Origin of the sequence: Haemophilus parainfluenzae (assembly GCF_014931395.1) — a bacterium.
Classification (GTDB): domain Bacteria; phylum Pseudomonadota; class Gammaproteobacteria; order Enterobacterales; family Pasteurellaceae; genus Haemophilus_D.
Window position 1 is genome coordinate 417,501 of record NZ_CP063120.1, and the last position, 26,718, is coordinate 444,218.

At 39.7% G+C, this 26,718-nt stretch carries 25 protein-coding genes, 3 tRNA genes and 1 riboswitch (1 of these 29 cut by a window edge); of the genes, 9 read left to right on the forward strand and 19 right to left on the reverse strand.

Annotated elements, in window-relative coordinates:
• The 3 genes from INP94_RS02010 to recX form a co-directional block, all read left to right on the forward strand.
• Window positions 1–800, forward strand: the 3' portion of a protein-coding gene (locus INP94_RS02010; protein WP_197543871.1) for a patatin-like phospholipase family protein. The gene continues 43 nt to the left of window position 1, outside the view; the window shows 800 of its 843 coding nt (coding positions 44–843); its start codon lies off the left edge, out of view; the stop codon is at window positions 798–800.
• 136 nt (window positions 801–936) lie between these two features.
• On the forward strand, window positions 937–1,992 hold the full coding sequence (gene recA, locus INP94_RS02015) for a recombinase RecA (protein WP_065285491.1): 1,056 nt from the start codon (window positions 937–939) through the stop codon (window positions 1,990–1,992).
• 69 nt (window positions 1,993–2,061) lie between these two features.
• Window positions 2,062–2,514, forward strand: a complete 453-nt coding sequence (gene recX / locus INP94_RS02020; protein ID WP_197543872.1) for a recombination regulator RecX — start codon at window positions 2,062–2,064, stop codon at window positions 2,512–2,514.
• Here recX and crcB read toward each other — a convergent pair.
• The 7 genes from crcB to INP94_RS02055 form a co-directional block, all read right to left on the reverse strand.
• Window positions 2,489–2,884: a fluoride efflux transporter CrcB gene (gene crcB / locus INP94_RS02025; protein ID WP_197543873.1), complete on the reverse strand. Its 396-nt coding sequence runs from the start codon at window positions 2,882–2,884 to the stop codon at window positions 2,489–2,491. The genes recX and crcB overlap by 26 nt on opposite strands.
• Window positions 2,885–3,703 (reverse strand): Cof-type HAD-IIB family hydrolase, encoded by an 819-nt coding sequence (locus INP94_RS02030; RefSeq protein ID WP_197543874.1) that lies wholly within the window; start codon window positions 3,701–3,703, stop codon window positions 2,885–2,887.
• 157 nt (window positions 3,704–3,860) lie between these two features.
• Window positions 3,861–5,045, reverse strand: coding sequence for an elongation factor Tu (gene tuf, locus INP94_RS02035; RefSeq protein ID WP_005635637.1), 1,185 nt, complete (start codon window positions 5,043–5,045; stop codon window positions 3,861–3,863).
• Between the two features lie 65 nt (window positions 5,046–5,110).
• A complete protein-coding gene (fusA, locus tag INP94_RS02040; RefSeq protein WP_049365197.1) occupies window positions 5,111–7,213 on the reverse strand; it encodes an elongation factor G in 2,103 nt (700 codons plus the stop codon).
• 84 nt (window positions 7,214–7,297) lie between these two features.
• Window positions 7,298–7,768, reverse strand: a complete 471-nt coding sequence (gene rpsG, locus INP94_RS02045) for a 30S ribosomal protein S7 (RefSeq protein WP_005699184.1) — start codon at window positions 7,766–7,768, stop codon at window positions 7,298–7,300.
• Window positions 7,769–7,914: 146 nt separating this feature from the next.
• Entirely contained in the window at window positions 7,915–8,289 is a 375-nt protein-coding gene (rpsL, locus tag INP94_RS02050; RefSeq protein WP_005543325.1) for a 30S ribosomal protein S12, read from the reverse strand.
• Window positions 8,290–8,558: 269 nt separating this feature from the next.
• Window positions 8,559–9,449 (reverse strand): hypothetical protein, encoded by an 891-nt coding sequence (locus tag INP94_RS02055; protein ID WP_197543875.1) that lies wholly within the window; start codon window positions 9,447–9,449, stop codon window positions 8,559–8,561.
• Window positions 9,450–9,680: 231 nt separating this feature from the next.
• On the opposite strand from INP94_RS02055, the gene INP94_RS02060 reads away from it, so the two are divergent.
• Entirely contained in the window at window positions 9,681–11,066 is a 1,386-nt protein-coding gene (locus tag INP94_RS02060) for a chloride channel protein (protein ID WP_197543876.1), read from the forward strand.
• Window positions 11,067–11,069: 3 nt separating this feature from the next.
• Entirely contained in the window at window positions 11,070–12,056 is a 987-nt protein-coding gene (dusA, locus tag INP94_RS02065; RefSeq protein ID WP_197543877.1) for a tRNA dihydrouridine(20/20a) synthase DusA, read from the forward strand.
• Window positions 12,057–12,126: 70 nt separating this feature from the next.
• Here the strand turns inward: dusA and ribB are convergent, their stop codons facing one another.
• The gene (ribB, locus tag INP94_RS02070; protein ID WP_049365188.1) at window positions 12,127–12,774 is read right to left on the reverse strand and encodes a 3,4-dihydroxy-2-butanone-4-phosphate synthase; all 648 of its coding nucleotides are present in this window, start codon (window positions 12,772–12,774) and stop codon (window positions 12,127–12,129) included.
• An 88-nt stretch (window positions 12,775–12,862) separates the two neighbouring features.
• A riboswitch (FMN riboswitch) is annotated at window positions 12,863–13,037 on the reverse strand.
• A gap of 127 nt (window positions 13,038–13,164) precedes the next feature.
• Here ribB and nadR point away from each other — a divergent pair.
• Both nadR and INP94_RS02080 read left to right on the forward strand, forming a co-directional pair.
• Window positions 13,165–14,274: a multifunctional transcriptional regulator/nicotinamide-nucleotide adenylyltransferase/ribosylnicotinamide kinase NadR gene (nadR, locus tag INP94_RS02075; RefSeq protein WP_193452009.1), complete on the forward strand. Its 1,110-nt coding sequence runs from the start codon at window positions 13,165–13,167 to the stop codon at window positions 14,272–14,274.
• Between the two features lies 1 nt (window position 14,275).
• Entirely contained in the window at window positions 14,276–14,956 is a 681-nt protein-coding gene (locus INP94_RS02080) for a metallophosphoesterase family protein (protein WP_193452008.1), read from the forward strand.
• Between the two features lie 53 nt (window positions 14,957–15,009).
• Here INP94_RS02080 and INP94_RS02085 read toward each other — a convergent pair.
• The 7 genes from INP94_RS02085 to waaA form a co-directional block, all read right to left on the reverse strand.
• A tRNA-Arg gene (locus INP94_RS02085) sits at window positions 15,010–15,086 on the reverse strand.
• Window positions 15,087–15,139: 53 nt separating this feature from the next.
• A tRNA-Arg gene (locus INP94_RS02090) sits at window positions 15,140–15,216 on the reverse strand.
• Window positions 15,217–15,240: 24 nt separating this feature from the next.
• Window positions 15,241–15,334 (reverse strand) — tRNA-Ser (locus INP94_RS02095).
• 154 nt (window positions 15,335–15,488) lie between these two features.
• Window positions 15,489–17,501, reverse strand: a complete 2,013-nt coding sequence (rep, locus tag INP94_RS02100; RefSeq protein ID WP_193452007.1) for a DNA helicase Rep — start codon at window positions 17,499–17,501, stop codon at window positions 15,489–15,491.
• Window positions 17,502–17,514: 13 nt separating this feature from the next.
• Entirely contained in the window at window positions 17,515–17,727 is a 213-nt protein-coding gene (locus INP94_RS02105; protein WP_070583784.1) for a lipoprotein, read from the reverse strand.
• Window positions 17,724–18,200 (reverse strand): pantetheine-phosphate adenylyltransferase, encoded by a 477-nt coding sequence (gene coaD / locus INP94_RS02110; protein ID WP_014064370.1) that lies wholly within the window; start codon window positions 18,198–18,200, stop codon window positions 17,724–17,726. The genes INP94_RS02105 and coaD overlap by 4 nt, the downstream gene beginning before the upstream one ends.
• On the reverse strand, window positions 18,197–19,492 hold the full coding sequence (gene waaA / locus INP94_RS02115; RefSeq protein WP_193452006.1) for a lipid IV(A) 3-deoxy-D-manno-octulosonic acid transferase: 1,296 nt from the start codon (window positions 19,490–19,492) through the stop codon (window positions 18,197–18,199). The genes coaD and waaA overlap by 4 nt, the downstream gene beginning before the upstream one ends.
• Window positions 19,493–19,553: 61 nt before the next feature.
• Between waaA and INP94_RS02120 the strand changes: the two genes are divergently transcribed.
• Window positions 19,554–20,312 carry a glycosyltransferase family 2 protein gene (locus INP94_RS02120; RefSeq protein ID WP_197543878.1) on the forward strand — a complete coding sequence of 253 codons (759 nt, stop codon included), beginning with the start codon at window positions 19,554–19,556 and terminating at the stop codon, window positions 20,310–20,312.
• 64 nt (window positions 20,313–20,376) lie between these two features.
• Here INP94_RS02120 and INP94_RS02125 read toward each other — a convergent pair whose 3' ends face one another.
• The 4 genes from INP94_RS02125 to envC all read right to left on the reverse strand — a co-directional run bounded on the left by INP94_RS02125 (window position 20,377) and on the right by envC (window position 25,839).
• A complete protein-coding gene (locus tag INP94_RS02125; protein WP_197543879.1) occupies window positions 20,377–21,873 on the reverse strand; it encodes a surface lipoprotein assembly modifier in 1,497 nt (498 codons plus the stop codon).
• Window positions 21,874–21,943: 70 nt separating this feature from the next.
• The gene (locus INP94_RS02130) at window positions 21,944–23,506 is read right to left on the reverse strand and encodes a transferrin-binding protein-like solute binding protein (protein WP_197543880.1); all 1,563 of its coding nucleotides are present in this window, start codon (window positions 23,504–23,506) and stop codon (window positions 21,944–21,946) included.
• Between the two features lie 258 nt (window positions 23,507–23,764).
• Window positions 23,765–24,607 carry a divergent polysaccharide deacetylase family protein gene (locus INP94_RS02135; protein WP_197543881.1) on the reverse strand — a complete coding sequence of 281 codons (843 nt, stop codon included), beginning with the start codon at window positions 24,605–24,607 and terminating at the stop codon, window positions 23,765–23,767.
• Entirely contained in the window at window positions 24,607–25,839 is a 1,233-nt protein-coding gene (envC, locus tag INP94_RS02140; RefSeq protein ID WP_197543882.1) for a murein hydrolase activator EnvC, read from the reverse strand. The genes INP94_RS02135 and envC overlap by 1 nt, the downstream gene beginning before the upstream one ends.
• 187 nt (window positions 25,840–26,026) lie before the next feature.
• Here envC and INP94_RS02145 point away from each other — a divergent pair, with 187 nt between their 5' ends.
• Window positions 26,027–26,710 (forward strand): 2,3-diphosphoglycerate-dependent phosphoglycerate mutase, encoded by a 684-nt coding sequence (locus tag INP94_RS02145; RefSeq protein WP_005694847.1) that lies wholly within the window; start codon window positions 26,027–26,029, stop codon window positions 26,708–26,710.
• Window positions 26,711–26,718 lie beyond the last annotated feature (8 nt).

Genomic DNA, 26,718 nt, shown 5'->3' on the forward strand with positions numbered 1-26,718 from the left:
TGTTTACCGCAGGTGTCCTTGATGCACTGATGGAACAAAACATTCAAATAGATAAAATTATTGGCGTTTCTGCAGGTGCATTATTTGGCATAAATTATGCATCTAATCAAAAAGGAAGAGCGTTGAGATATAACCTGAAATATCTTAAAGATAAGCGTTACATGGGATTTTATAGCCTTTTTACAACAGGCAATATTGTCAATAAAGATTTCGCTTTCTATGATCTCCCTTTTAATCTTGATCCCTTTGATCAAGACGAATTCGAGAAATCTCACCTCGATTTTTATTTAACCGCCACAAACATCGCGAGCGGTAAAGCGGAGTATTTCAAAATCAAAGATGTTTTCAAAGAGATGGAATACTTCAGAGCAACCTCAGCGATGCCTTTTGTCTCAAAATTTGTAGAAATCAATGGACAAAAATACCTAGATGGCGGAATTGCCGATAGTATTCCATTTGAAAAAGCACAAGAGCTCGGTTGTGATAAAATCATCGTGGTTTTAACCCAACCGATTGACTACCGTAAAACAAGATCATCTTCTTTTTTATTCAAGCTTTTTTATCGCAAATATCCACACTTAGTCAAAACCTTAGAAAATCGCTACCGCACTTACAATGAGCAAGTAGAAAAAATCATTCGTTTAGAAAAACAAAATAAAATCTTTGTAATTCGTCCAAATGTATCACTCAATATAGGCCGATTAGAGCGAGATGAAGTCAAAATAAAAACTGTATATGAACTGGGTGAACAAATTCTCAAAGCACAAATTCAAGATCTACACAAATACTTAAAAATTTGATTTTAAATAAACTATTTCTAAAATTTGGAATCTAGTTCACATTTTTTCATCGAGGAAAAAATTTTCTCTTGATACTGTACATCAATACAGATATAATCTAACTAAATTTAGATAACTCTATTCAAGAAGGTTTTATATGGCAACTCAAGAAGAAAAGCAAAAAGCACTCGCGGCAGCACTTGGTCAAATTGAAAAGCAATTTGGTAAAGGCTCAATTATGAAATTGGGCGATACTCAAGCCCTTGATGTTGAATCTGTTTCAACGGGTTCTTTAGGTCTTGATGTCGCGCTTGGTATTGGTGGTTTACCAATGGGTCGTATTGTTGAAATTTTTGGACCTGAATCTTCTGGTAAAACAACCTTAACTTTATCTGTTATTGCTCAAGCACAAAAAGTCGGTAAAACCTGTGCGTTTATCGATGCGGAGCATGCACTTGATCCTATTTATGCAGCAAAACTTGGCGTTGATGTAAAAGAACTTTTAGTTTCCCAACCAGACAATGGTGAACAAGCACTTGAAATTTGTGATGCATTAGTACGTTCTGGTGCTGTAGATGTCGTCATTGTGGACTCTGTTGCTGCACTCACTCCAAAAGCTGAAATTGAAGGTGAAATGGGGGATTCGCACATGGGCTTACAAGCGCGTTTAATGTCTCAAGCGCTACGTAAATTAACTGGTCAAATCAAAAATGCAAACTGTCTTGTTATCTTCATTAACCAAATTCGTATGAAAATTGGTGTCATGTTTGGTAACCCAGAAACTACAACCGGTGGTAACGCATTAAAATTCTATTCTTCTGTGCGTTTAGACATTCGCCGTACAGGTTCAGTTAAAGATGGAGATGAAGTCATTGGTAATGAAACTCGTGTTAAAGTAGTTAAAAACAAATTAGCAGCACCTTTCCGCCAAGTTGATTTCCAGATTCTTTACGGAGAAGGTATTTCGAAAGCGGGCGAATTAATTGAGCTCGGTGTTAAACACAAACTTGTTGAGAAATCTGGTGCATGGTATGCATACAATGGTGAAAAGATTGGTCAAGGTAAAGCCAATGCAATGAAATGGTTAAACGAAAACCCTGCTAAATCTGATGAACTTGAAGCGAAGCTTCGTGCTGAATTAGTAGCCAATCCAGAACAAGCATTAATGGCTGACATTGAACAATCTAACGATGACACAGAAAGCGATTTCTAATCACTAAAAGTGCGGTCAAAATTGACCGCACTTTTCATTTCAACCGTATTTCACCTACAAGGAATTTATATGTCTTCTCTTGCTTTGAGCTACGTTGTTAATTTACTTGCTCGACGTGAATATAGCGAATTTGAACTGCGCAATAAAATGCAGGAAAAAGCATTTACAGAAGATGAGATCGATGAAACGATTGCTTACTGCCAGAAAAAAAACTGGCAAAATGATAAACGATTTGTTGAAAATTATTTACACGCACGCTCACAACGAGGATATGGCGTAAATCGTATCAAAAAAGAATTACGCCAACTAAAAGGCGTACCTTCAGACGTTATAAATGAAGTTCTTACAGAAAGTGAAATTAATTGGACTGAAATCGCAGAAAAGGTTCTACGTAAAAAGTTTCCTAATTATGCAGAACCTCAACCAATCAAAAGCAAACAAAAAATTTGGCAGTATATGCTCTCTCATGGGTTTTATTCTGAAGAATTTAGTGATTTTATCGGAAATGGAATAGAAGACTGATGAGTCTAAAGAAATAAATCCCTAATACTGTAAAAATTAAGCAACCAACTAAATGACTCACTAAAACAAACAATCCATTTCCCCATTCTTCTTTAAAAAAGAGTTCAATTACTTCGCCTGAAAAAGAGGAAAATGTGGTGAGCGCACCAAGAAACCCAGTCACTAAGAATAATCGCCATTCAGGACTAAATTGAGGGAAGGTCCAAAAGGCTGCTAGTAAAATCCCCATCAAAAAGCAGCCAATAAAATTGGCTACAAGTGTGCCAAATGCAATCGAACTAAAGAGTGAATTAAGCCATAGACCTAATCCCCAACGTAAAGAAGCACCAATTGCCGCACCAGCACTAACCAGAAAAATTGATTGAAACATCTATTTAATACCAAAAAGTGCGGCTAAATGTTTAGCCACTGCTTCGTCTTTATTTAACCCGATCTCTTCCAGTTCAGGACAAGCCTCCTTTAAACGAGGATCAGCATTTGCCATCACATAACCTTTACCAACCCAAGAAAGCATTTCAACATCATTCTGGCCATCACCAAAAGCAATAGAATCTTTTAATCCATAATTTCTATTTTCTAATAGATGAGATAATGCATCACCTTTCGATACATTTTTGTTCATCACTTCTAAGCAAGTTAGCGCCGAATAAACAATCGTTGTTTTATCTCCGAAATGTGTTCTAAGGTAATCTTCTAGTTCGATTAGATCTTTAGGATCATGAGCAATAAAAAATACTTTTTCAGTTCCTCTTCCATGATGCTTTGTAAAATCAACCACTTCGTACATAAAACCTGAATCCTTATGATATTTTGCTAATTCAGGCACATCTGTATTGATAAACCAACCATCATCCTGATAAATATTGATACAAATTTTGGTGCGATCAAAAGGAATTTTGTATAACTCAAGCACGATTTCTTCTGGAAGACTATTGCTATAAATAAGATTACCTTTTAGATCACGCACTCGCGCGCCATTGGAAGTGATCATTACGGCATGCTCCGTACCAATCTTGTCTAAAATAGAAGCAACATCTGTATGATTACGGCCCGTTGCTAAAATAATATCTACACCTTTTTGTTCTAATTTATTCAATACATCAATAGTAAACTCACCAATTACATGATTGGTATTAAGTAGCGTGCCATCAAGATCAGAGACAACGGCTTTAAATGGTAGTTGTTGCATAAAAACATCCGTATAAAAAATGAATCTGTATCATACCAAAACAACACAATTTTTAACCGTACTTTCTATCATAAAAATGATATTCATTGATAAAAAACAAAAAGGCGTATCTTTCGATACGCCTTCTTAATCTAACCTGTTACAGTTAAGACATCAATTATTTGATGATTTTCGCAACAACGCCAGCACCTACTGTACGGCCACCTTCACGGATTGCGAAACGTAAACCTTGGTCCATCGCGATTGGGTGGATTAAGCTTACTGTCATTTTGATGTTATCACCAGGCATTACCATTTCCACGCCTTCTGGTAATTCGATTGTACCAGTTACGTCAGTTGTACGGAAATAGAACTGTGGACGGTAACCTTTGAAGAATGGAGTGTGACGACCACCTTCATCTTTTGATAATACGTAAACTTCTGATTCGAAATCAGTGTGTGGAGTGATTGAACCTGGTTTCGCTAATACTTGACCACGTTCGATTTCTTCACGTTTGGTACCACGTAATAATGCACCGATGTTTTCACCTGCACGACCTTCGTCAAGTAATTTACGGAACATTTCAACACCAGTTACTGTTGTTTTCGCTGTTGGTTTGATACCAACGATTTCAACTTCATCACCAGTACGGATGATACCACGCTCAACACGACCTGTTACTACTGTACCACGACCTGAAATTGAGAACACGTCTTCGATTGGAAGAAGGAACGGTTGGTCAATTGCACGCTCTGGTTCAGGAATGTAAGTATCTAAATGGTTTGCTAACTCAAGGATTTTTTCTTCCCATTCTGCAACGCCGTTTAATGCTTGTAATGCAGAACCACGTACGATTGGTGTATCGTCACCTGGGAAATCATATTGAGAAAGAAGTTCACGAACTTCCATTTCTACTAATTCTAATAACTCTTCGTCATCTACCATGTCGCATTTGTTTAAGAATACGATGATGTAAGGTACACCTACTTGGCGACCTAATAAGATGTGCTCACGAGTTTGTGGCATAGGACCATCTGTCGCTGCTACTACTAAGATTGCACCGTCCATTTGCGCCGCACCGGTAATCATGTTTTTAACATAGTCCGCGTGTCCTGGGCAGTCAACGTGTGCGTAGTGACGAGTTGGAGTATCGTATTCAACGTGTGAGGTGTTGATGGTGATACCACGCGCTTTTTCTTCTGGCGCGTTATCGATTTGGTCGAATGCACGAGCTGCACCACCGTAGTGTTTTGCTAATACGGTTGTAATTGCTGCTGTTAAAGTTGTTTTACCGTGGTCAACGTGGCCGATTGTACCCACGTTTACGTGCGGTTTTGTACGTTCAAATTTTTCTTTAGACATTTGTTTAGTTTCCTAGAAAATGCTCTATAAGCCATTCGACTTATAGAGCGGATTGTTACAAAAAATTATTTTTTACGCGCTTCAATTACTGCAGCAGCAACACTTGTTGGCGCTTCAGCATATTTTAACGGTTCCATTGAGTATGATGCACGACCTTGAGTTTGTGAACGTAAGTCTGTTGCATAACCGAACATTTCAGAAAGTGGAACTTCTGCATCGATTTTAACAACGAATTCGTTTGCTTCTTGACCGTTAACCATAGCACGGCGACGGCTTAAGTCACCGATTACATCACCCACATACTCAGGTGGAGTTTCTACTTCAACTTTCATAATCGGCTCAAGTAGAACTGGGTTTGCTTTAGCGAACGCTGCTTTAAATGCTAAAGAAGCCGCTAATTTAAACGCTAATTCTGATGAGTCAACATCATGGTATGAACCGAAGTGTAAACGTACACCAATATCTACTACCGGATAACCCGCTAATGGACCAGATTTAAGCTGTTCTTGGATACCTTTATCAACTGCAGGAATGTATTCACCAGGGATTACACCACCTTTGATTTCGTTTACAAATTCGTAACCAGGACCTTCTGGATCTAATGGGTATAAGTCAATAACAACGTGACCATATTGACCGCGACCACCAGATTGTTTTGCGTGCTTACCTTCCACATCGTTAACACGAGTGCGGATAGTTTCACGGTAAGATACTTGTGGTTTACCGATGTTAGCTTCCACTTTGAACTCACGTTTCATACGGTCAACGATGATGTCTAAGTGTAACTCACCCATACCAGAAATAATGGTTTCACCAGATTCTTCATCAGTGTGAACACGGAATGAAGGGTCTTCTTGAGCAAGACGACCTAATGCAAGACCCATTTTTTCTTGGTCAGCTTTAGTTTTAGGTTCTACTGCTACAGAGATTACTGGCTCTGGGAATTCCATACGCTCAAGGATGATTGGTGCTTCGATTGCACATAATGTATCACCCGTAGTGACATCTTTTAAGCCGATTGCTGCAGCGATATCGCCCGCACGAACTTCTTTGATTTCTTCACGTTTGTTAGCGTGCATCTGTACGATACGACCAAAACGTTCACGTTTTTGACGTACAGAGTTTAATACTGTATCACCAGAGTTAATTACACCTGAGTACACACGGAAGAAGGTTAAGTTACCTACGAATGGGTCAGTTGCAATTTTGAATGCTAATGAAGAGAACGGCTCATCATCGCTTGCGTGACGTTCACCTTCAGTTTCATCTGGGTTGATACCTTTGATTGCTGGAATATCAGTTGGTGCTGGTAAGTATTCAACAACTGCATCAAGCATCGCTTGAACACCTTTGTTTTTGAATGCAGAACCACAAGTTACCAAGATGATTTCGTTTGCTAATACGCGTTGACGAAGACCTGCTTTGATTTCTTCTTCGCTTAAGTCTTCACCACCAAGATATTTTTCCATTAATTCTTCAGTTGCTTCAGCTGCTGCATCAACAAGGTTTTGACGCCATTCTTCACACGCTGCTTGCATATCTGCTGGAATATCTTCATAAGTGAAAGTCATACCTTGGTCAGCTTCATTCCAGTTGATCGCTTTCATTTTGATCAAATCAACAACACCGGTGAAGCTTTCTTCTGCACCGATTGGAAGTTGAAGAGGAACAGCGTTAGCACCTAAACGAGTTTTAAGTTGTTCAACAACACGTAAGAAGTTAGCACCAGTACGGTCCATTTTGTTTACGAACGCAATACGTGGAACTTGATATTTGTTAGCTTGACGCCATACAGTTTCAGACTGAGGTTGAACACCACCAACCGCACAGTAAACCATTACCGCACCATCAAGAACACGCATAGAACGTTCTACTTCAACAGTAAAGTCTACGTGTCCCGGGGTATCGATAACGTTGATACGGTGTTGTGGGAACTGTTGTGACATACCAGACCAGAATGCGGTAGTTGCCGCAGAGGTAATGGTAATACCACGCTCTTGTTCTTGTTCCATCCAGTCCATTGTTGCTGCACCATCGTGTACTTCACCAATTTTGTGACTTACACCAGTGTAGAATAAGATACGTTCAGTGGTAGTAGTTTTACCAGCATCAATGTGCGCACTAATACCGATATTACGATATCTTTCAATAGGGGTTGTACGAGCCATTATTATAACCTTGTTAAGTTTAATATCTGTTTATATAAGGGTAAGGCTTCATCGAGGATGAAGCCCTTAAATTTTAAAAGCGTATTACCAACGGAAGTGAGCAAATGCTTTGTTAGCTTCAGCCATACGGTGAACGTCTTCACGTTTTTTCACTGCTGCGCCTTTGTTATCTGATGCATCAGATAATTCATTTGCAAGACGTAAAGCCATTGATTTATCACCGCGTTTACGTGCAGCTTCAACGATCCAACGCATACCTAATGCATTACGACGAACTGGACGTACTTCAACTGGCACTTGGTAAGTAGAACCACCAACACGACGAGATTTAACCTCAACGGTTGGGCGAACGTTTTCAAGTGCAATTTCAAATGCTTCTAAAGGTTCTTTACCTGTGCGTTCTGCAAGTTTGTCTAACGCACCGTAAACGATGGTTTCAGCAACGGATTTTTTACCGTCTACCATTAATACATTAATAAATTTTGCAAGTAACTCTGAACCGAACTTCGGATCTGGAAGAATCTTGCGTGGTTCAACACTACGACGACGTGGCATTGCGAATTTCTCCGTATATTTAATCTTCAGGATATCCAAAACTCTATAAAAATTAACCGCACTTTAAAGTGAGCTAATGTGATACTGGAGTTTCTGATTTAAATTTTTACTAATTTAGACGTTTGGCCTTACTTAACGGAGTTCCATTAAGCTTTAGGACGTTTAACGCCGTATTTAGAACGACCTTGTTTACGATCTTTAACGCCTGCACAGTCTAATGCGCCGCGTACAGTGTGGTAACGAACACCTGGTAAGTCTTTAACACGACCACCACGGATAAGCACAACACTGTGCTCTTGAAGGTTGTGACCTTCGCCGCCGATGTAAGAAGTTACTTCAAAGCCATTAGTTAAACGAATACGACATACTTTACGTAATGCTGAGTTCGGTTTTTTAGGTGTAGTTGTGTATACACGAGTGCACACACCACGTTTCTGCGGGCAAGCCTCTAATGCAGGAACGTTACTTTTTACAACCTTTTTCACACGCGGTTTGCGTACTAGCTGGTTGATAGTTGCCATTAAAAAAGCTCCAGTTTAAATGTTATTCATAATAGAATGTTTGTTACAAAATCTATCTCTCCATCCAATAGACAGAAGAAATAGACGCTAAATTCTAAAGAGTTCCCTTGGGAATGTCAAGTATCGCATTCTTTGTACTTGACACCCATCCCCTATAACTGACAGTCTAGGCAAAGACTTCCTTCTTTTCATAAATGGTCTTTACTTTTGGTGATGGCTTACCATTTTCATCAATAACTAGAAAATCTGCCAAATCTATTAATTGGTTACTATTTACTTATTTTTTTAGATGCCGCTGAGCTACTAAAGTATTCCCATAGTTTATTCGCATCCGTACTAATTTTTTCAAAACCAACTGGTAGTTCATAAGTTTGAGTTTGTGGATTAAATAAAATTACTACTTTACCTTTCTTGTTACCTATGCTCTTTATATCCCATTCTTCTGACCCACTCTGAGCCTTATCATTAAGCTTATATTTCACAAGCTTATAATTCAATTCGATCGGATAATATGCCTCTGTTGGTTTTAGGCTTGAATTAATTTTAGGCTCGCATTCAACGCCGAGAGGCCCAAAACGCCACTCTTCATAATGACACCCAACCACCATTTTCATTTTATTACCTACGGGGTAAATCCAATTAATATCACCTTTCTCACCGCCACTCCCTCCATCACGGCCGTCTAATTGAAAACCCAGTGTATCCTTTCCTAGCTTAACGACCGATGCTTTACCAAGAAGCTCTATATTTTTATTTTTAAATAATGGTTTTTGCTCAAAGTTTTCAGAATTCATATATTCCTGATTTTCTAAAACCCATTCATCTAATGACTTTTTGAAAATGTATAAATACAGCTCCTCATTATATCCTGCAGTTCCATAATTCAGTGCAAAATAACGCTTTTCTCCTTCACTGGTTTGAATATCTTTTAAATCATAATCAATAAAAAAATCATCATCTTCCCAAGATTTACTCCATTTATCGTATACAGCTCTCGGATAAACTTTTTTGAGGATATGCTTACCAAATTCTTCATTACTTAAATTAGTAGAAATTTGATTAAATTGACTACTCGAACTGGTGGAATTTGCTATAGATGCTTGTACTTCAGTACAAGTTAGGAAACAGCTAAATATAGAGATAAATAGTATTTTTTTCATAATAGAATCCTTATAATTATTGATCTAAGTGTAGTAAATTCTGACTTAGCTTAAGAGATCTTCTATAATTATATGATTTTTAAATAATTTATTCCATCTCATCTTTACATTTAATATATTCTCTTCAAGATGTTTAATTCATTTAGTTTTAACTCTCTTTTTTCAAATCAATTGCCTGCCTGAAGCCAGGGTTTTATAATTTCAAACAGAATTATTTTGTTGGCAATCATTATGTTACGTTCATTTATTTTTCACTTACGTTATTTCTATCATAAAAAGCTTCGACAAACCCATCGTATCTCTCATAAAACCCTAGAGTTTATATGCTTACTGATTGGTGCAACATTTGTTGCGCTTTTTTCCTTTGGATTTGCAAAACTCGCTGACATGGGACTTGAATTTAATGCTTATTGGTCTGCCAAATACCCTCTCGCCGTTTGGATCGTCTTGCCACTTGGTCTTGCATTTCTTACCTGGTTTACAGCCAAATACACGCCTTATGTTGGTGGCAGCGGTATTCCACAAGTGATTGCATCCATCAATCTTCCTTATAGTGGCTATAAAACAAAACTGGTTGAATTTCGCCAAACCATTTGGAAAATTCCCCTTACTTTCTTTGCAATGGTTATCGGTGCGTCTGTTGGACGTGAAGGTCCTTCTGTTCAAGTCGGTGCTGCTGTTATGCTGAGTTGGGGAAATTTCTGTCGTAAATATAACTTTGCTTTCCGTGGATTAAGTACGAATGAACTCGTCGCAACCGGTGCGGCAGGTGGTCTTGCTGCCGCATTTAATGCCCCTTTGGCTGGAGTGATTTTTGCCATTGAAGAATTGGGTCGAGGCGTGATGTTACGCTGGGAACGCCGCGTATTACTTGGGGTATTAGCAGCGGGTTTTATTTTGGTAGCGATTCAAGGCAATAGCCCTTACTTTCCTGTTTATAAGGGCGCGACCTCTATTCCTTATTTATATCTTTGGCTTGCCATTTGTGGCGTTGTCTGCGGTGTATTGGGTGGTATATTTGGGCGACTCCTTGCCAAAGGACTCGCAGGACTTTCTCCAATCAAATGGCGTGACTGGATCCGTAAACACCCTATTTATATTGCCTTATTACTTGGTTTAGTGCTTGCGGCTATGGGTACCTACAGCGAAGGACAAACCTATGGAACAGGTTATGATGTTGTCGCCAGAGCATTAGAAGGACAACTCGTTTCACCTGAAGTGGGGATACTAAAACTCTTCGCAACGGTTACGACGTATTGGAATGGCATCGCAGGTGGAATTTTTACGCCATCCCTCACTACCGGTGCAGGCATTGGCACCATGTTATGGGAAATCAGCAATGGCATGGTTGATCAACGCTTCCTCGTCATTTTATGTATGGCAGCCTTTTTAGCCGGCGGCACCCAATCCCCTGTGACCGCTAGCGTAGTGGTGATGGAAATGACCGGGGCTCAACCTGTGCTGATTTGGCTCTTGATTTCCAGTATCATTGCCTCCATAATTTCGCGCCAATTTAGCCCGAAACCTTTTTACCACTTTGCGGCTGGACGTTTCCGTCAACGAATGCAGGAACAACAAGCAGAAGATCTTCGCCGTAACGAGATTCAAGAGAAATAAAAAATGTCAGAAAACCAACCGCACTTTTATCGTGGCCGCTTTTCTGTTGCCCCAATGTTAGATTGGACGACACGCCATTGTCGCTATTTTCATCGCCAATTTAGTAAACATGCGTTGCTTTATACCGAAATGGTCACGGCTCCCGCCATTATTCATGCGAAATACGATCATTTAGATTTTGATTTGCAAGAAAACCCGGTTGCCCTACAACTTGGCGGAAGTGATCCCGCACAACTTAGACATTGTGCCAAATTAGCCGAAGAAAGAGGCTATCATGAAATTAATCTGAATGTGGGCTGCCCTTCCGATCGCGTGCAAAATGGTATGTTTGGTGCTTGCTTAATGGCAAAGGCAGATTTAGTAGCAGAATGTATTGCAGAAATGCAACGTGTCGTGAATATTCCTGTGACCGTGAAAACGCGTATCGGCATTGATGATTTGGATAGCTATGAATTTCTCTGCAATTTTATCGAAAAAGTTCATCATGCAGGCTGCCAAGAATTTATTGTTCATGCACGAAAAGCCTGGCTTTCAGGATTAAGTCCAAAAGAGAATCGCGAGATTCCCCCTTTGGATTATGATCGTGTTTATCAATTAAAGAAAGATTTTCCACAGTTAACCATTGCTATTAATGGCGGCATTAAAACCATCGAAGAAATGAAATATCATTTACAATTTGTGGATGGCGTGATGGTTGGGCGTGAGGCTTATCAAAATCCATCGTTGTTGGGCTATATTGATCAAATGCTTTTTGATGCAAATGCGGATATCGTCACACCAAGACAAGCGGTGGAAGCCATGTTCCCTTATATTGAAAAACAACTGAGCCAAGGTGTTTATTTAAATCATATCGTTCGACATATGCTCGGCGCATTCCAAAACTGCAAAGGGGCAAGACAATGGCGACGCTATTTAAGTGAAAATGCCTTTAAGCAAGGCGCGGGAATCGAAGTGGTCGAAACAGCATTAAGCTTTGTGGAAACCAATTAAGCCTAAAATACAAAGTGCGGTCAGAATTTAAGAGATTTTCTAACCGCACTTTTGTTTTCTGAGTATTTAATTAGCAATGATGTTTTTGGCGATACGCTACTAAATCTTCAATTGTTAATACTACATAACCAAATTTTTTCGCAAATTCGATAATTTCTGGTGCGCGAGCCATAGTGCCATCATCATTTGTGATTTCACAAATCACACCCGCTGGTTTAAAACCACTTAAACGCGCTAAATCAACGGACGCTTCAGTATGACCGCGACGCGTTAAAACACCACCTTCTGCCGCACGTAATGGGAAAACATGTCCTGGACGGTGAAGATCTGCCGGTTTCGCCTGATCTGCAATCGCCGCTTTGATTGTGGTGACACGATCTTGTGCCGATACACCTGTTGACACACCTTCTGCCGCTTCAATCGTCACGGTAAACGCGGTTTTATTCACGCTATTGTTATGCTCAACCATAGGTGGCAAATCAAGCTGTTTACATTGTTCATCGGTGATACATAAACACACAATACCGCTACCATAACGAATAAGTTTTGCCATTTGTTCTGGCGTAATGGTTTCTGCAGGGAAAATTAAATCGCCTTCATTTTCGCGATCTTCATCATCCAATACCAATACGCCATTGCCTTGTTTGAATGCATTCAATGCGTTAATCACCCGTTCTTCTCCGGTCGCACCAAATGCAGATAAAATTGACTGATTCATCGTAATTTCCTTTGTTGTTACGTTAAAATTAACCAGAATCAGGGCTGAGAAATGCAAATAAATAGGACGGAATTGGGAACCCAATCCGTTTTATTCTCTTTCATCCAGACTATACTGTCGGCTTTGGAATTTCACCAAATCTGCTAACCTTAAAAGGACAAAGCGAAACAATTTTGTAAAACGCAATCAAAATTGACCGCACTTTTAAGTGCTCGTGGGCTGTCACCACCGGTAGGGAATTTCACCCTGCCCTGAGAATGCAGGTCGTAGTATAACGCAAAATGTTGCGGTAAAAAATCATTCAATGAAAAATGTTTTTATTTGCACAAAGATTGCATAAAATAGGGCTATACTGTCACTATGCGGTGGCGATTTAGCGAAGGATACATTATGTCGAATAAACACGATAAAAAAGTGGGTGTGATTTTTGGAAAATTCTACCCTGTTCACACCGGCCATATTAATATGATTTATGAAGCATTCAGTAAAGTGGATGAGCTTCACGTGATTGTCTGTAGCGATACCGAACGCGATTTAAAGCTGTTTTATGATAGTAAAATGAAGCGTATGCCGACGGTACAAGATCGTCTTCGCTGGATGCAGCAAATCTTTAAATATCAAAAAAATCAAATTTTCATTCATCATTTAGTTGAGGATGGTATTCCAAGTTATCCGAATGGTTGGCAAGCTTGGAGTGAAGCGGTAAAAAATCTCTTTGAAGAAAAACAATTTACCCCGACGATGGTTTTTAGTAGTGAACCACAAGACAAAGCGCCATACGAAAAATACTTGGGTCTCGAAGTTTCTTTAGTGGATCCTGACCGCTCTTTCTTTAATGTATCCGCAACGAAAATTCGTACTACTCCTTTCCAATATTGGAAATTCATTCCGAAAGAAGTCCGTCCGTTCTTTGCGAAAACCATTGCCATTTTGGGTGGCGAAAGTAGCGGTAAAAGTGTGTTAGTTAGCAAACTGGCTGCTGTATTTAATACCACTTCTGCATGGGAATATGGTCGGGAATATGTCTTTGAAAAATTAGGTGGCGATGAGCAAGCCATGCAATATTCTGACTATCCACAAATGGCGCTAGGCCACCAACGCTATATTGATTATGCGGTGCGTCATGCCCATAAAGTAGCGATTATTGATACCGATTTCATTACCACGCAGGCTTTTTGTATTCAATATGAAGGCAAAGCCCATCCATTCTTGGATTCTATGATCAAAGAATATCCGTTTGATGTCACCATTTTATTGAAAAACAACACAAAATGGGTGGATGATGGCTTACGTAGTCTAGGCAGTCAAAAACAACGTCAACAATTCCAACAGTTATTGAAGAAATTGTTAGATAAATACAAAGTGCCTTACATTGAAATTGAATCGCCAAGTTATCTAGACCGTTATAACCAAGTGAAATCTGTTGTGGAAAAAGTGTTAAATGATGAAGAACTTGAAGGTTTACAGCATACTAAACGCACATTGACCACCGAGAAATAACATGATTTTATTCGCAGGCGATCCGCACGGAAGTTATGAACATCTTTATCCTTTCGTGCAAGAAAATGGCAACGTTGCCCTGATTATTTTGGGCGACTTGCAACTCTCTTCGCCTGATGAATTAGATAAACTCGCAAAATATTGTGATATTTGGTTTATTCACGGTAATCATGACAGCAAAACCGTCGCCGCATTTGAGGCGATTTGGGGTACACATTGGAAATTGCGTAATTTGCATAATCGTGTTGTTGAAATTCAAGGGCAGCGCATTGCCGGATTAGGCGGTGTATTCCGAGGACAAATCTGGATGCCACCAAACAAGCCAATGTATTTTGATCCCATCCACTATTGCCAATATAGTCCACAAGAAAAAATTTGGCGTGGCGGTGTTCCATTGCGTCATCGCACGTCTATTTTCCCTTCTGATATCGAAGCCATTGAAAACGAGCAAGCCGATATTTTAATTTGCCATGAAGCGCCTAAACCCCATCCAATGGGATTTCGTGTGATTAATCAACTCGCAGAAAAATTAGGGGTAAGACACGTTTTCCATGGGCATCACCACGATAACGTCGAATACAAGACAAATTTCCCTTATAAAATCACGAATGTTGGTTTTAGAAGTATCACAGACATAAAAGGAAATTATTTATTAAAAACTATTGATGACCGAGAAAAATAACTGAATTAGTAGTTAATTGTTTTTGATAAAAAGAAAAGTTTGAAGAGAAAAGATGGCGCACCCGAAAGGATTCGAACCTTTGACCGCTCGGTTCGTAGCCGAGTACTCTATCCAGCTGAGCTACGGGTGCGTAGTGATGTTTTATTATTCCTGACCATTCTAACTGATAGAGTCGATTTAAAATGGCGCACCCGAGAGGATTCGAACCTCTGACCGCTCGGTTCGTAGCCGAGTACTCTATCCAGCTGAGCTACGGGTGCAGAATAAATAAAACTAACAACAAATGGCGGTGAGAGAGGGATTCGAACCCTCGATGGAGTTTTTGACCCCATACTCCCTTAGCAGGGGAGCGCCTTCAGCCTACTCGGCCATCTCACCACATTCGGTGTGTGGGCGGTATGATACGTTTTTTTGAAAATATGTCAAATCATTTTTTGAAAAAGCGATGTTGGTTGCTTGATTTATCTACATTTTGCATAAATAAAGTGCGGTTGAAAAAACAAATGAATTTCTTACCGCACTTTAATCATCTCTAGCCTTTTAAAATTGCCCGTAAACGATCGAGCTGACTAGAAGTTTGTTGTTGCTTCTGCTCTGCCGTTAATTTTGGCTTATCTTTTTCCCATTGCACATCATCTTGTGGCAACTCTGCCAAGAAACGACTCGGCTCTGGACGAATTAACTCACCAAACTGACGCCGTTCACGACAAAGAGAAAAAGTCAGCGTTTGTTGCGCTCGCGTAATACCCACATAAGCTAGGCGGCGTTCTTCTTCCACATTGTCTTCATCAATACTAGTTTGATGCGGTAAAATCCCCTCTTCCATACCGATTAAATACACATGAGGAAACTCTAAACCTTTAGAGGCATGCAGCGTCATCAATTGCACTTGATCGCTCTCGTCATCGTCTTCACCGCGTTCCATCATGTCGCGCAAGGTTAAACGGGTAACCACTTGATTTAAAGTCATCGGCTCATTCACCTCATCGCCTTTGAGCATATCCTCTACCCAGCTAAATAAGGTTGCCACGTTTTTACTTTGCATTTCGGCGGCTTTAGGGCTGGTGGCATACTCATACAAATATTCTTCGTAATGCAATGAGGAAAGCAAAGAACGCACAGCGGTTTCAGGATCGGAACGTAAACTTTGATCGTTTAACTCCACAATCCAACGACCAAATTTTTGCAAGGCATCATAGGCTTTCGGTGTAACACGTTGCATCAGTTCAAACTCAAAAATCGCCTCAAATAAGCTGATATGTTTTTCCTGTGCCAACTCGCCTAGTTTTTGCAATGTTGCGGTACCTATTTCTCGTTTTGGTGTATTCACAATACGCAAGAAAGCCGCATCATCGTCTTGATTTACCACTAAACGCAAGTAGGCCATCATGTCCTTAATTTCAGCGCGGGAGAAAAAAGACGTCCCGCCAGAAATTTTGTACGGAATGCGGTTTTGCATCAGCACTTTTTCCAATAGACGAGATTGATGATTACCGCGATATAAAATCGCATAATCCTTAAATTTGGTTTTACGGCTAAAACGATGAGCAATTAATTCTGCCACAATCCGTTCGGATTCATGCTCTTCATTTTTCGCTTCAATGACTTGCAGTTTTTCACCTTCGCCCAAGTTGGAAAAAAGCTTTTTGTCGAACACGTGTTCGTTGTTATCAATTAAAATGTTGGCACAATGCAAAATACGATGAGTGGAACGATAATTTTGTTCTAATTTGATGACTTGCAAACGCGGAAAATCATCACGTAAGCGCACCATATTTTGCGGTCGAGCACCTCGCCAAGAATAAATGGACTGGTCGTCATCACCCACTACGGTAAAACAAGCTCTCTCACCAACGAGTAATTTGATGAGTTCATATTGGCTAGTATTGGTATCTTGATATTCATCCACCAACAAATAGCGGATTTTCTCCTGCCATTTTGACCGCACTTCTTCGTTCTGTTTGAAGAGTAAGGTCGGCAACATAATCAAATCATCAAAATCCAATGCATTATAAGCACGGATTTGTGTTGCATAACGCTCATAACATTTTGCAAAGGTTTGATATTTGGCATCTTTCGCTAAGGCATAAGCCTGTTTTGGCGAAACCAAATCATTCTTCCAGTTGGAAATAACGGAAATTAATTCACGCAGTAAGTCTTTATCTTCCTGCAGCACATCTGCCGTCATTTCTTTTAGTAAGGCAAGTTGATCGTGCTCATCAAACAAGGTCATATTCGATTTAAAGCCTAAAGCTTTATATTCTCGTTTGATAATATCAAAACCTAAGGTATGGAAAGTGGAAACAATCAATCCTTTGGATTTTTCTTTACCAATGGAATGGGCTACACGCTCTTTCATTTCACGAGCCGCTTTGTTGGTAAAGGTCACAGCAGCGATCTGTTTAGGCAAATAACCACAGTGTTCAATCAAATGAGCAATCTTATTGATGATCACGCGAGTTTTGCCCGAACCAGCGCCTGCCAGCACCAAGCAAGGCCCGCTGACATATTCGACAGCCTGTTGTTGTTGAGGATTGAGTTTCATATCTTAATGCAAATTAATTTGACCACGCATAAGGCAATAATGCGGTATCTAATAAAAATGACAGTGGCAAATCTAAAATAGGTAAGCCCCATTTTTGTGCCATCTCTAAATCATAAGCCGCACCCGCGTAAGGTGTGTATTTCTCCGATGGATCAATTAATTTCACCACTGTACCACAACCGGTTAACACTAAAAGTGCGGTTAAAATTAGAAGTGTTTTTTTCATTCACGACGTGCTTTTAAGGCTAAATAAACGGCTTCCGGCACCAGTTCTTTCACATCGCCATGGTGCAAATAAATTTCTCGTACAATCGTGGAAGACACAAACGCCCATTTTTCTGTTGGTGGGAAAAACAAACTATCCACACCATCGGTTAATAAACGGTTTAACGCAGCCAGTTGTAATTCATATTCGAAGTCCGTCGTTGTACGCACACCACGAATAATCGCAGTAATTTTTTTAGCTTTAATTTCATTTGCGAGTAAATCAGAGAATCCAAATACTTCCACATTGGGTAAATGAGCGACCGATTGACGCACCAGTTCAACGCGTTCTTCCAATGAGAACAATGGCTTTTTGCTTGGACTATTCGCCACCGCGACAAAAACTTTTGGGAAAATGACCGCACTTCGCGCAATGATATCTAAATGCCCGTTGGTAATTGGATCAAACGTGCCGGGGTAAATTACGCTTGTCATTTACTGTTCTCCGAAATATTGGTTAAATAAGGATGAAGCAAATCTAAAAGTCGCTGTAATGCGCCACGATTTTCAATTAACACCTCATAGCCTGCATTGCCTAAACGCTGACGCGCGTCTTTTGAATTCAATAACTTATCAATAATCTCTGCCAATGCTTTTTCTGTTGAGTTGATTTGCAATACACCTTGTACCTCTAGCAACGAAGTAAAGACTTCAGGGAAATTGAAAGTATACTTTCCGCTCACAACGGGTAATTTAAACGCCAAAGGCTCGAGCGGATTATGTCCCCCATGTTTGACCAAACTTCCGCCTACAAACGCAATATCAGAAATACCATACATCAACATCAATTCACCCATGGTATCACCCAGAATCACTTGGGTATTCTCTGAAGGAATCTCACCCGTTGAACGGCGGATAAAGTTAAAGTTGGCTTTTTCAATTAAATCTGCCACAGGATTAAAACGCTCAGGATGGCGAGGCACCAGCAATAACAATAAGTTTGGATGTTTTTTTAGTAACAAATGATGCGCTTGTAAAATAAGCTCTTCTTCCCCTTCATGGGTGCTTGCCGCAATCCAAATCTGACGGTCTTTCGCCCAGCTCTCATGAAGTGTTGCAATGTCTTTGAGTAACTCGTCACTGACTACAAGATCATATTTAATATTGCCAGTTAATTGTAGACGATCTTTCTCATAACCTAACTCTAGATAACGCTTTCCACTGATACTATCTTGTGGTGCAATCAAGCTGATTTGAGAGAACATTCTTTGTAGGCGTTTTTTCACCTTGCCATAACGTCTGGCTGAACGCGCAGAAAGACGAGCATTCGCCACAATGAAAGGAATATGTCGATGATCCAAACAATCAATCAAATTTGGCCAAAGTTCCGTTTCAATCACAATGAATACTTTAGGCTGAATAAAATCAATAAAACGATTGATGACACAAGGTAAATCGTAAGGCAAATAACAATGCGTCACACTATCCCCGAATGCAGCTTTTACACGCTCAGAACCTGTTGGTGTAACCGTTGTAAACGTAATTGGTAAATGTGGATATTCCTTCTGAATACGTTTTACTAGCGGTGTAGCGGCAATCACTTCACCGACTGATGCGGCATGAATGACGATCCCATCTTGCACAGGCTTAGCAAGAGTCGCATAAATACCATATCGCTCGCCTAGACGCTTACGATAATTCGGCGCCTTGAGACTTCGTAGCAACATGAAGAACAGGACAAAAGGCTGAATCAAGTACATCAAGCAGGTATAAAAAAAACGCCACATAAAATAAATTCGGTTATACTTACAAAAATTTCGGCTAGTATAGCAAAAAAAGGATCAAAATATGCCAACAATTAGCGTTGCCATGATTGTCAAAAATGAAGCGGCAGATCTCGCTCAATGTCTCGATACGGTAAAAGATTGGGTAGATGAAATCATTATCGTCGATTCAGGCAGTACTGATAATACCCAAGAAATCGCGGAACAATATGGTGCAAAATTTTATTCGCATCCTGATTGGCCAGGCTTTGGCAAACAACGCCAACGTGCACAACAATATGTCACCAGTGATTATGTTTTGTGGTTAGATGCCGATGAACGCGTCACTCCGAAACTTCGTGAATCCATTCAACAAGCGGTTCAACAAGATACGCCAAATACGGTTTATGATATTCCTCGTGTGAGTGAAGTGTTTGGGCGCGAAATTCGCCATTCAGGTTGGTATCCGGATTATGTGGTGCGTTTATATCGCACAAATTATGCGGGATATAACGATTCTCTGGTACATGAAAAAGTGGTTTATCCTGAAAACACGAAAGTACAGAAATTAACTGGCGATCTGGAGCATTTCACCTATAAAAGCATTCATCACTATTTGGTGAAATCTGCAGGCTACGCCAAAGCTTGGGCTGACCAACGCCAAGCCAAAGGGAAAAAAGCAACGTTATGGCAAGGTATTAGTCATGCGATTAGCTGCTTTGTCAAAATGTACATTTTAAAAGCCGGTTTCTTAGATGGAAAACAAGGTTTTCTGCTTGCGGTACTTTCGGCCCACTCTACTTTTGTGAAGTATGCTGATTTGTGGGAGAGAGAGCAGAAATAAATTATTTCAAATATTGTTGAATAATAAAAAAGTTGGATTCCTTTGAAATCCAACTTTTTTACATTTAGAAACTTTTACCCACTTCGATAAAGACTTGGTTTTTATCGTATGAATAAATCGCCATATTACTTTTCGTTTTACTATATGACCAGGTTACTTTTGGTGTAAAACCAGCATAGTGGAATTGTTTATGCCAAAGGGAAACCGAAGCACTATATTCATTATTACGTTGTTTTATACCAACAAATGATTGTTCAAGATAATGACGTTTTGCATAGCCAAGTGTTGTGCTGGTTGTAATACCGAGTGGCCACTCTTGTCCCCAAGTTAAACGGGTACCAATTCGATTGTAAGCATTTGATCTGTCAGCCGCATATTTCTTTGTCAAGTCTAATGAAATTGACCAGAATTGGGTTGAGCTAGGAATAAACATCAATGAATTCGTTAAAGAGTGCACTGCACCATTATAATTTCGTTTATCGATCTCTTTTCTATAACGTTCATAACCAAAGTTATAAAGTGCAGAATATTTAAAGTTTTGGTTTAGCCAATACCCTGCTGATAAGCTCGCACCATAAGTATCGGTGTATTGTTTTAAGCTATCGCCACCATTTAAACCACCACCATACCAACGCTTGTTAATATATGGTGTCACTTGCACATTAAAACGTGCATCAGAATAACCGTAGCCTAAACCAACATGACCGATAACATCATTATATTTTTTATTATCCCAATAATATCTGGAACTCATACTGCTATCAAAAGCAATATATTTGCCGTTAGATAAACTCCAACGTTTATCCGCTCCAATAGACAAACCAAGACCTTTACCTGTTTGACGAGGGGTATTATAGGTTACCTCACCACTACCAACAGCCATTTTGGTTCCCTGTTTCGCAGAATTTGCTAGATTTTTATCATTTAAAAAAGTTGTTGAGAAAGAGAAATTCCAGTTTTCTTTGCTATCAATCACTTCGATAAATTTATCAAATACTGCAACATCTTGAGCGTTTTGAGTCGAAGCACGAAGTCTTTCAAACTGTGTTTTAGCTGCTTCGTATTCTTGGTTATAGAATAATGTTTCAGCAAGTTGATAGCGAATAAAATTATTTTCAGGGAAATCAGAAATGAGTTTACGGTATGAGGCAACAGATTTATTCAAATCCTCTTCTCTTTCAAGGATCGCCTTTGCCCAATCAATTAAAGAACGATCGGCATTCGGAACAGATTCATAAATTTGGATATAAACAGGAAGAACCGCTTTATTTGGATTAACCAGCGCTTCTAAAAATAAACGTTCTAACAGAGCTGGGTTTTCAGCCAACTGTTTTCCAGTAAATCTCGCAACACTATTACCTTGATTTTCTTGCGCCATCGTACTTTGTTCAGATAAACGCTGTTTTCTTAACAAGTCTTCTTTTAGATTTTTTTGGTTAATATTTGGCATGCTCGCTTCATTTTGCAATGGGTCTCTTTCCTGTACAGGCGCGGGAGACGTTTGAGCATAAGTCGGTAATGCAATACTTGCAAGAGTGAGTAATAATGTTGATTTTTTCATAAGCCCTCAACGATAGAAAAAAACAGCCCATTTTCATGGGCTGTCTGAATATTAAATATAACTCAAAAAATTATTTTGCGTTATTTGCATCTGTACTTTCACCCCAAGCTGGAACTGGAGCTGGAGTTACTACAGCAGGTGCAACATATGGAGTATTTTGTACTTTAGCACCGAATGATGCACCCCAGTTGTTTGCAGTGTCATTACTTGCAATCACACCACCTAACTCTTGTGCTTGTGCACCGTATAAGCTAGCTTTTAACACACCTTGAGCACCATCGTGTTTAGTTGCGCTACCAGAGATGCTACCGTTATTTGCTAATGTACCAGTGAAGTTAGCTAACTCAACATTGTGTTCTTTAACTTGTTGTTGAGTATTAGTTTCTGTCCATCTGTTGTAAAGGTTACCAGTTACATTTTTGCTTGCTAAATCAATGTCAGCTGCAACGTGAGTACCACTTACTAATGCGTATTCCGCACCTAAAGCATTTGGAAGACCTGATTTATCTTCATAGTCTTTGTCTAGGTTGTAAGTAACTGCGTGACCTTGGTAGTGTAATTTACCCGCTGCTGCTTCAGAACCGAAGTAAATATTTTTAAGATCGCTTGCTAAAGTTGCGCTGTATGGAGTGTTGTTTACACCACGGTAGAAGTAGTTATCTTCAGTACCGTTTTCACCGTAGCCACCGAAGCTTGCTACTTTAGTACCGTATTGAGCAACATCTTTACCATCTTTAAGATCTGCTTCTTGTACTGCGTGTAATTTAGAGGTTACACGACCGTATTGAACATAGTTCAATTTAGAACCTGCGGTATATTTACCATCAGCATCTTTTGCTGTGAATGGTGCGTTCGCTAATACAGTATCACCATCAGCGATGTTTTTCACTTCAGAATCACCATCAACGAAAGTTCTGTGACCATACACTTCAGCAACAGAATCAGCTAAACGAGCATCAGTACGTGCATCTTTTGTATCAACTACGTTTTTACCTTCAGCTTTACGAGTATAGTTTAAACGACCATCTTCGTAAACATATGCTAAACCAGTATCATTACCTTTAGTATCAGTTTTAGTTGAAGCCTCACCACCATTACGTGCTGCACCTACAGTTGTGCTACCATTAGCTGTTTTGTAAATGTGGCTTAATGTGTGTTGACCAGTAGTGTTAGATGTGTTACCACGGAAGTCAAAATCTTCTAAGTAAGCTTGTTTTGCTTGAGTGTTCACAGAACCATCAGCGTTTAATGGAACCGCTACAACGATAGTATCTAAGCTTGGGTGTAATTCAACTGTCATGTTAGTTGGAGCAACAGAAGATTTGCTGTTAGTTTCTACACCTTCACCAACGTTTAAGTTAGATTGAGTTTTCTTAACAAATTTAGCACCTGCATCGTTTGTTTTTGCAACTAATGCTTCTGCAGCTGCTGCTTGTTGTTCTGCTGCTGCTTTTTCTGCTGCTTGTTGAGCTGCTGCTTGTTGAGCTGCTGCTTGTTGAGCTGCTGCTTGTTGAGCTGCTGCTTGTTGAGCTGCTTCATCATTGTTGCTGCTACCGCCGCTAGAACCACATGCTGCTAATACCGCTGCACACGCTACTGTTAAACTAAATTTAATGAATTTGTTGTTTTTCATAATGTATGTAACCTTATAAAATTGGTTAGCCAATAGACTTATGCTATTACACTATTGCGTTATAGCACCTTTTGTATACAAAAGGCTAATAAAAGCCTTTCTGGGCGAATTCTAACAAAAGGAAAATAACGTTGCAACCTTGAAATGTTATATTCTTACCTCTTTTATCAACATTTAAGGTAAATTTTTGTAAATTTACGTAAATTTCTTTAGGTTTACATAATAACAATATATCAACACTTCTTCTGCTATATATTATTATCTCGGTACGCCTCGCAATAAAGGGATTGGCTCAAATGGCTCAACTGAGGTTGGTGCAGGGATATCATTAAAAATTAAGATAAATGGCTTAGGTGGCAAGATTTTTTCATTTCGCCATAAACTGCCCATACTTACTAATTGAATATCATCGGGTAAATTCTTTATTCCCGCTTTTAATACAGCCACAGTATTTGGGCGAGGGTGTCCAATGGCAATGGCGGTGCCATGTTTACGTGCATATTGAATTGCACTTTGAAATTGGCGTTGAACGTCTGTCAAATTATCACTGTCATCTAAAAATACGTGACGATCTAATACACGTACGCCTTGTTCTTTTGCTATTTTTCCCGCGACTGATTTTCCAATGGTGCGACTATCTAAAAAAAATAAATGCTGCTCACGAAGTGCGGTCATTAAATAGGTCATTAATGTGGCATCGGCTGTGGCTGCACTGCCCATATGATTATTCATTCCGATGGCATTGGGCACAATAGCTTTCGCTTTTTTCACTCGCTCATTCACTTGCGCTTCAGACAAGCCTAAAGTCAAACCACCTTCTTCAATTTTAATATTGCTGACCGGTTGCATCGGCATATGAATGAGAATATCGTGATTTTGTGCTTTCGCTTCTTGATTGCGTATTTTTGCATAGGGTGCTGCTGGAATGATCGCAACAGAGACTTCTTTTGGCATGGCTAAAACTTCGGCATCTTCTTTCGGATGATAGCCAATGTCATCAATTACAATAGCTAACTTGCCTTGTGCAAAAGTAAACGCAGAGAAAAGTGCGGTTGAAAAAATGAGCGTATTTTTGACCGCACTTTGAAAGAACCTTGCCATTATTTAATCCACCCAGCTGGATTCACAGGCACCCCTTTACGACTGATACCAAAGTAAAGTGCCGGTTTAGAGATCTCACCCGTATTCCCCACTTGTGCGATGGTTTGTCCCGCAGACACCAGCTGACCTTGTTTTACAAATACTGCTTGGTTGAAACCATATAAGCTCAAGTCGCTGTCGCCGTGTTTCACAATCACCATATAACCATAGCCATTAAGATGACCCGCTAGAATGACACGACCACTTGCAATAGCTTTTACCGCGGTACCCGTTGGTGCGCCGATAACCATACCTTTCCAACGCACTTCTCCCGCTTGGATTGAACCAAAGGAATGCAATGTCGGACCGGAAACGGGACGACTGTATTGATGCGCAGCCGTACCTAAACCACTGGTACTGTTAATCAACTTACGTTCTTGATCGGTTGGTTGATAAGGTTTTGAGGTTCGTTTTTCTTCCTCTTGTTTTTTCTGAGCAAGGGCTTCACGCTCACGTTGTTCTTGTTGGCGAGCGGCTTGTTCAGCACGTTGAATTTCTTGGCGAAGGGCATTTTCGTTCGCTTTCAACGTTTCCAGCTTATTCTGATCTTTGGTTAAGTTTTTGTTGAGTTCATTTAACGTAGATTGACGTTCTTGTTGCGCTTTTTGTAATTCTTGCTGCTGTTTCTTTTGCGTAGAAAGCTGATTGCGATGATTTTTTTGTTGCCCTGAAATCGCTTCGCGTTGTTTCGCGAGATTCTCTTGTGTCGCTTTCAGATTGTTAATCATATCAATGCGCACTTGATTTAAGTGTTGATAATACACTTTCATGCGTTCCGCTTTTTTCGCATCTTCCGAAAGCATTCTTTCCAAGGTAGAAGGATTTACTCCTGAACGATAGATGGCATCGATTTGCTGTGCAAGCTTCGCTTTTTGCACGCGCTCTTGCTTTTCTAATTGCTTGATTTGCTTTTCCGTTTCCGCCATTTGCTTGCGGATTTCTTTTAAGCTTAATTCTGTTTCACGTAATTCACCGACAACGCTATTAATTTTGCTTTCTTGCTCTTTAAGACTGGCTTGGAGTTTTGCTTGTGCACGTTTTTGCTCGGCGATCTTCGATTCTTGTTGTTTAATTTGTTTTTGAATTTGAGTGAGATCGTTGCCTTGCGCTAAAGATGAAAAGCCAAGCAGACCACAAGCCAAAAGTGCGGTCAGTTTTGATAAGATTTTTTTTCTACAATTGCTTTGCTGCATACATCTAAACTTGAGAGAAATTAAGGGGCGAATAAAACTTAAATACTAGCATTATTTTTGAGTGGCTAAAAGTTTACAGGCGATTTTTTGCGAAAGATCAGTAAATACCGCCTTTTTACTTTTAAACATAACGATTTTTTGCTATAACAGAGCCATTCATTTTTTTATTAATACTTAGGAGATCCTTATGGAATTAGTATTCATTCGTCACGGTTTCAGTGAGTGGAACGCAAAAAATTTATTCACCGGTTGGCGTGATGTGAATTTAACTGAGCGCGGTGTTGAAGAAGCAAAAGCAGCGGGTAAAAAATTGTTCGAGAAAGGCTATGAGTTCGATATCGCCTTCACTTCTGTTTTAACTCGTGCAATCAAAACCTGTAACATCGTGTTAGAAGAATCTCACCAATTATGGATTCCTCAAGTGAAAAATTGGCGTTTAAATGAGCGTCACTACGGTGCATTACAAGGCTTAGATAAAAAAGCAACCGCAGAACAATACGGTGACGAACAAGTTCATATCTGGCGTCGTTCTTACGATATTTCGCCTCCAGATTTAGATCCAAAAGATCCAAACTCTGCACATAACGACCGTCGTTATGCAAACATCCCATCTGATGTTGTACCAAACGCAGAAAACTTAAAATTAACCTTAGAACGTGCATTACCATTCTGGGAAGATCAAATTGCACCAGCAATGCTTTCTGGTAAACGTGTTTTAGTGGTGGCGCACGGTAACTCACTTCGTGCATTAGCAAAACACATCATCGGTATTTCTGATGCGGAAATCATGGATTTTGAAATCCCAACCGGTCAACCGTTAGTGTTAAAACTTGACGATAAATTAAACTATGTAGAACACTACTATCTTTAATTTATAAA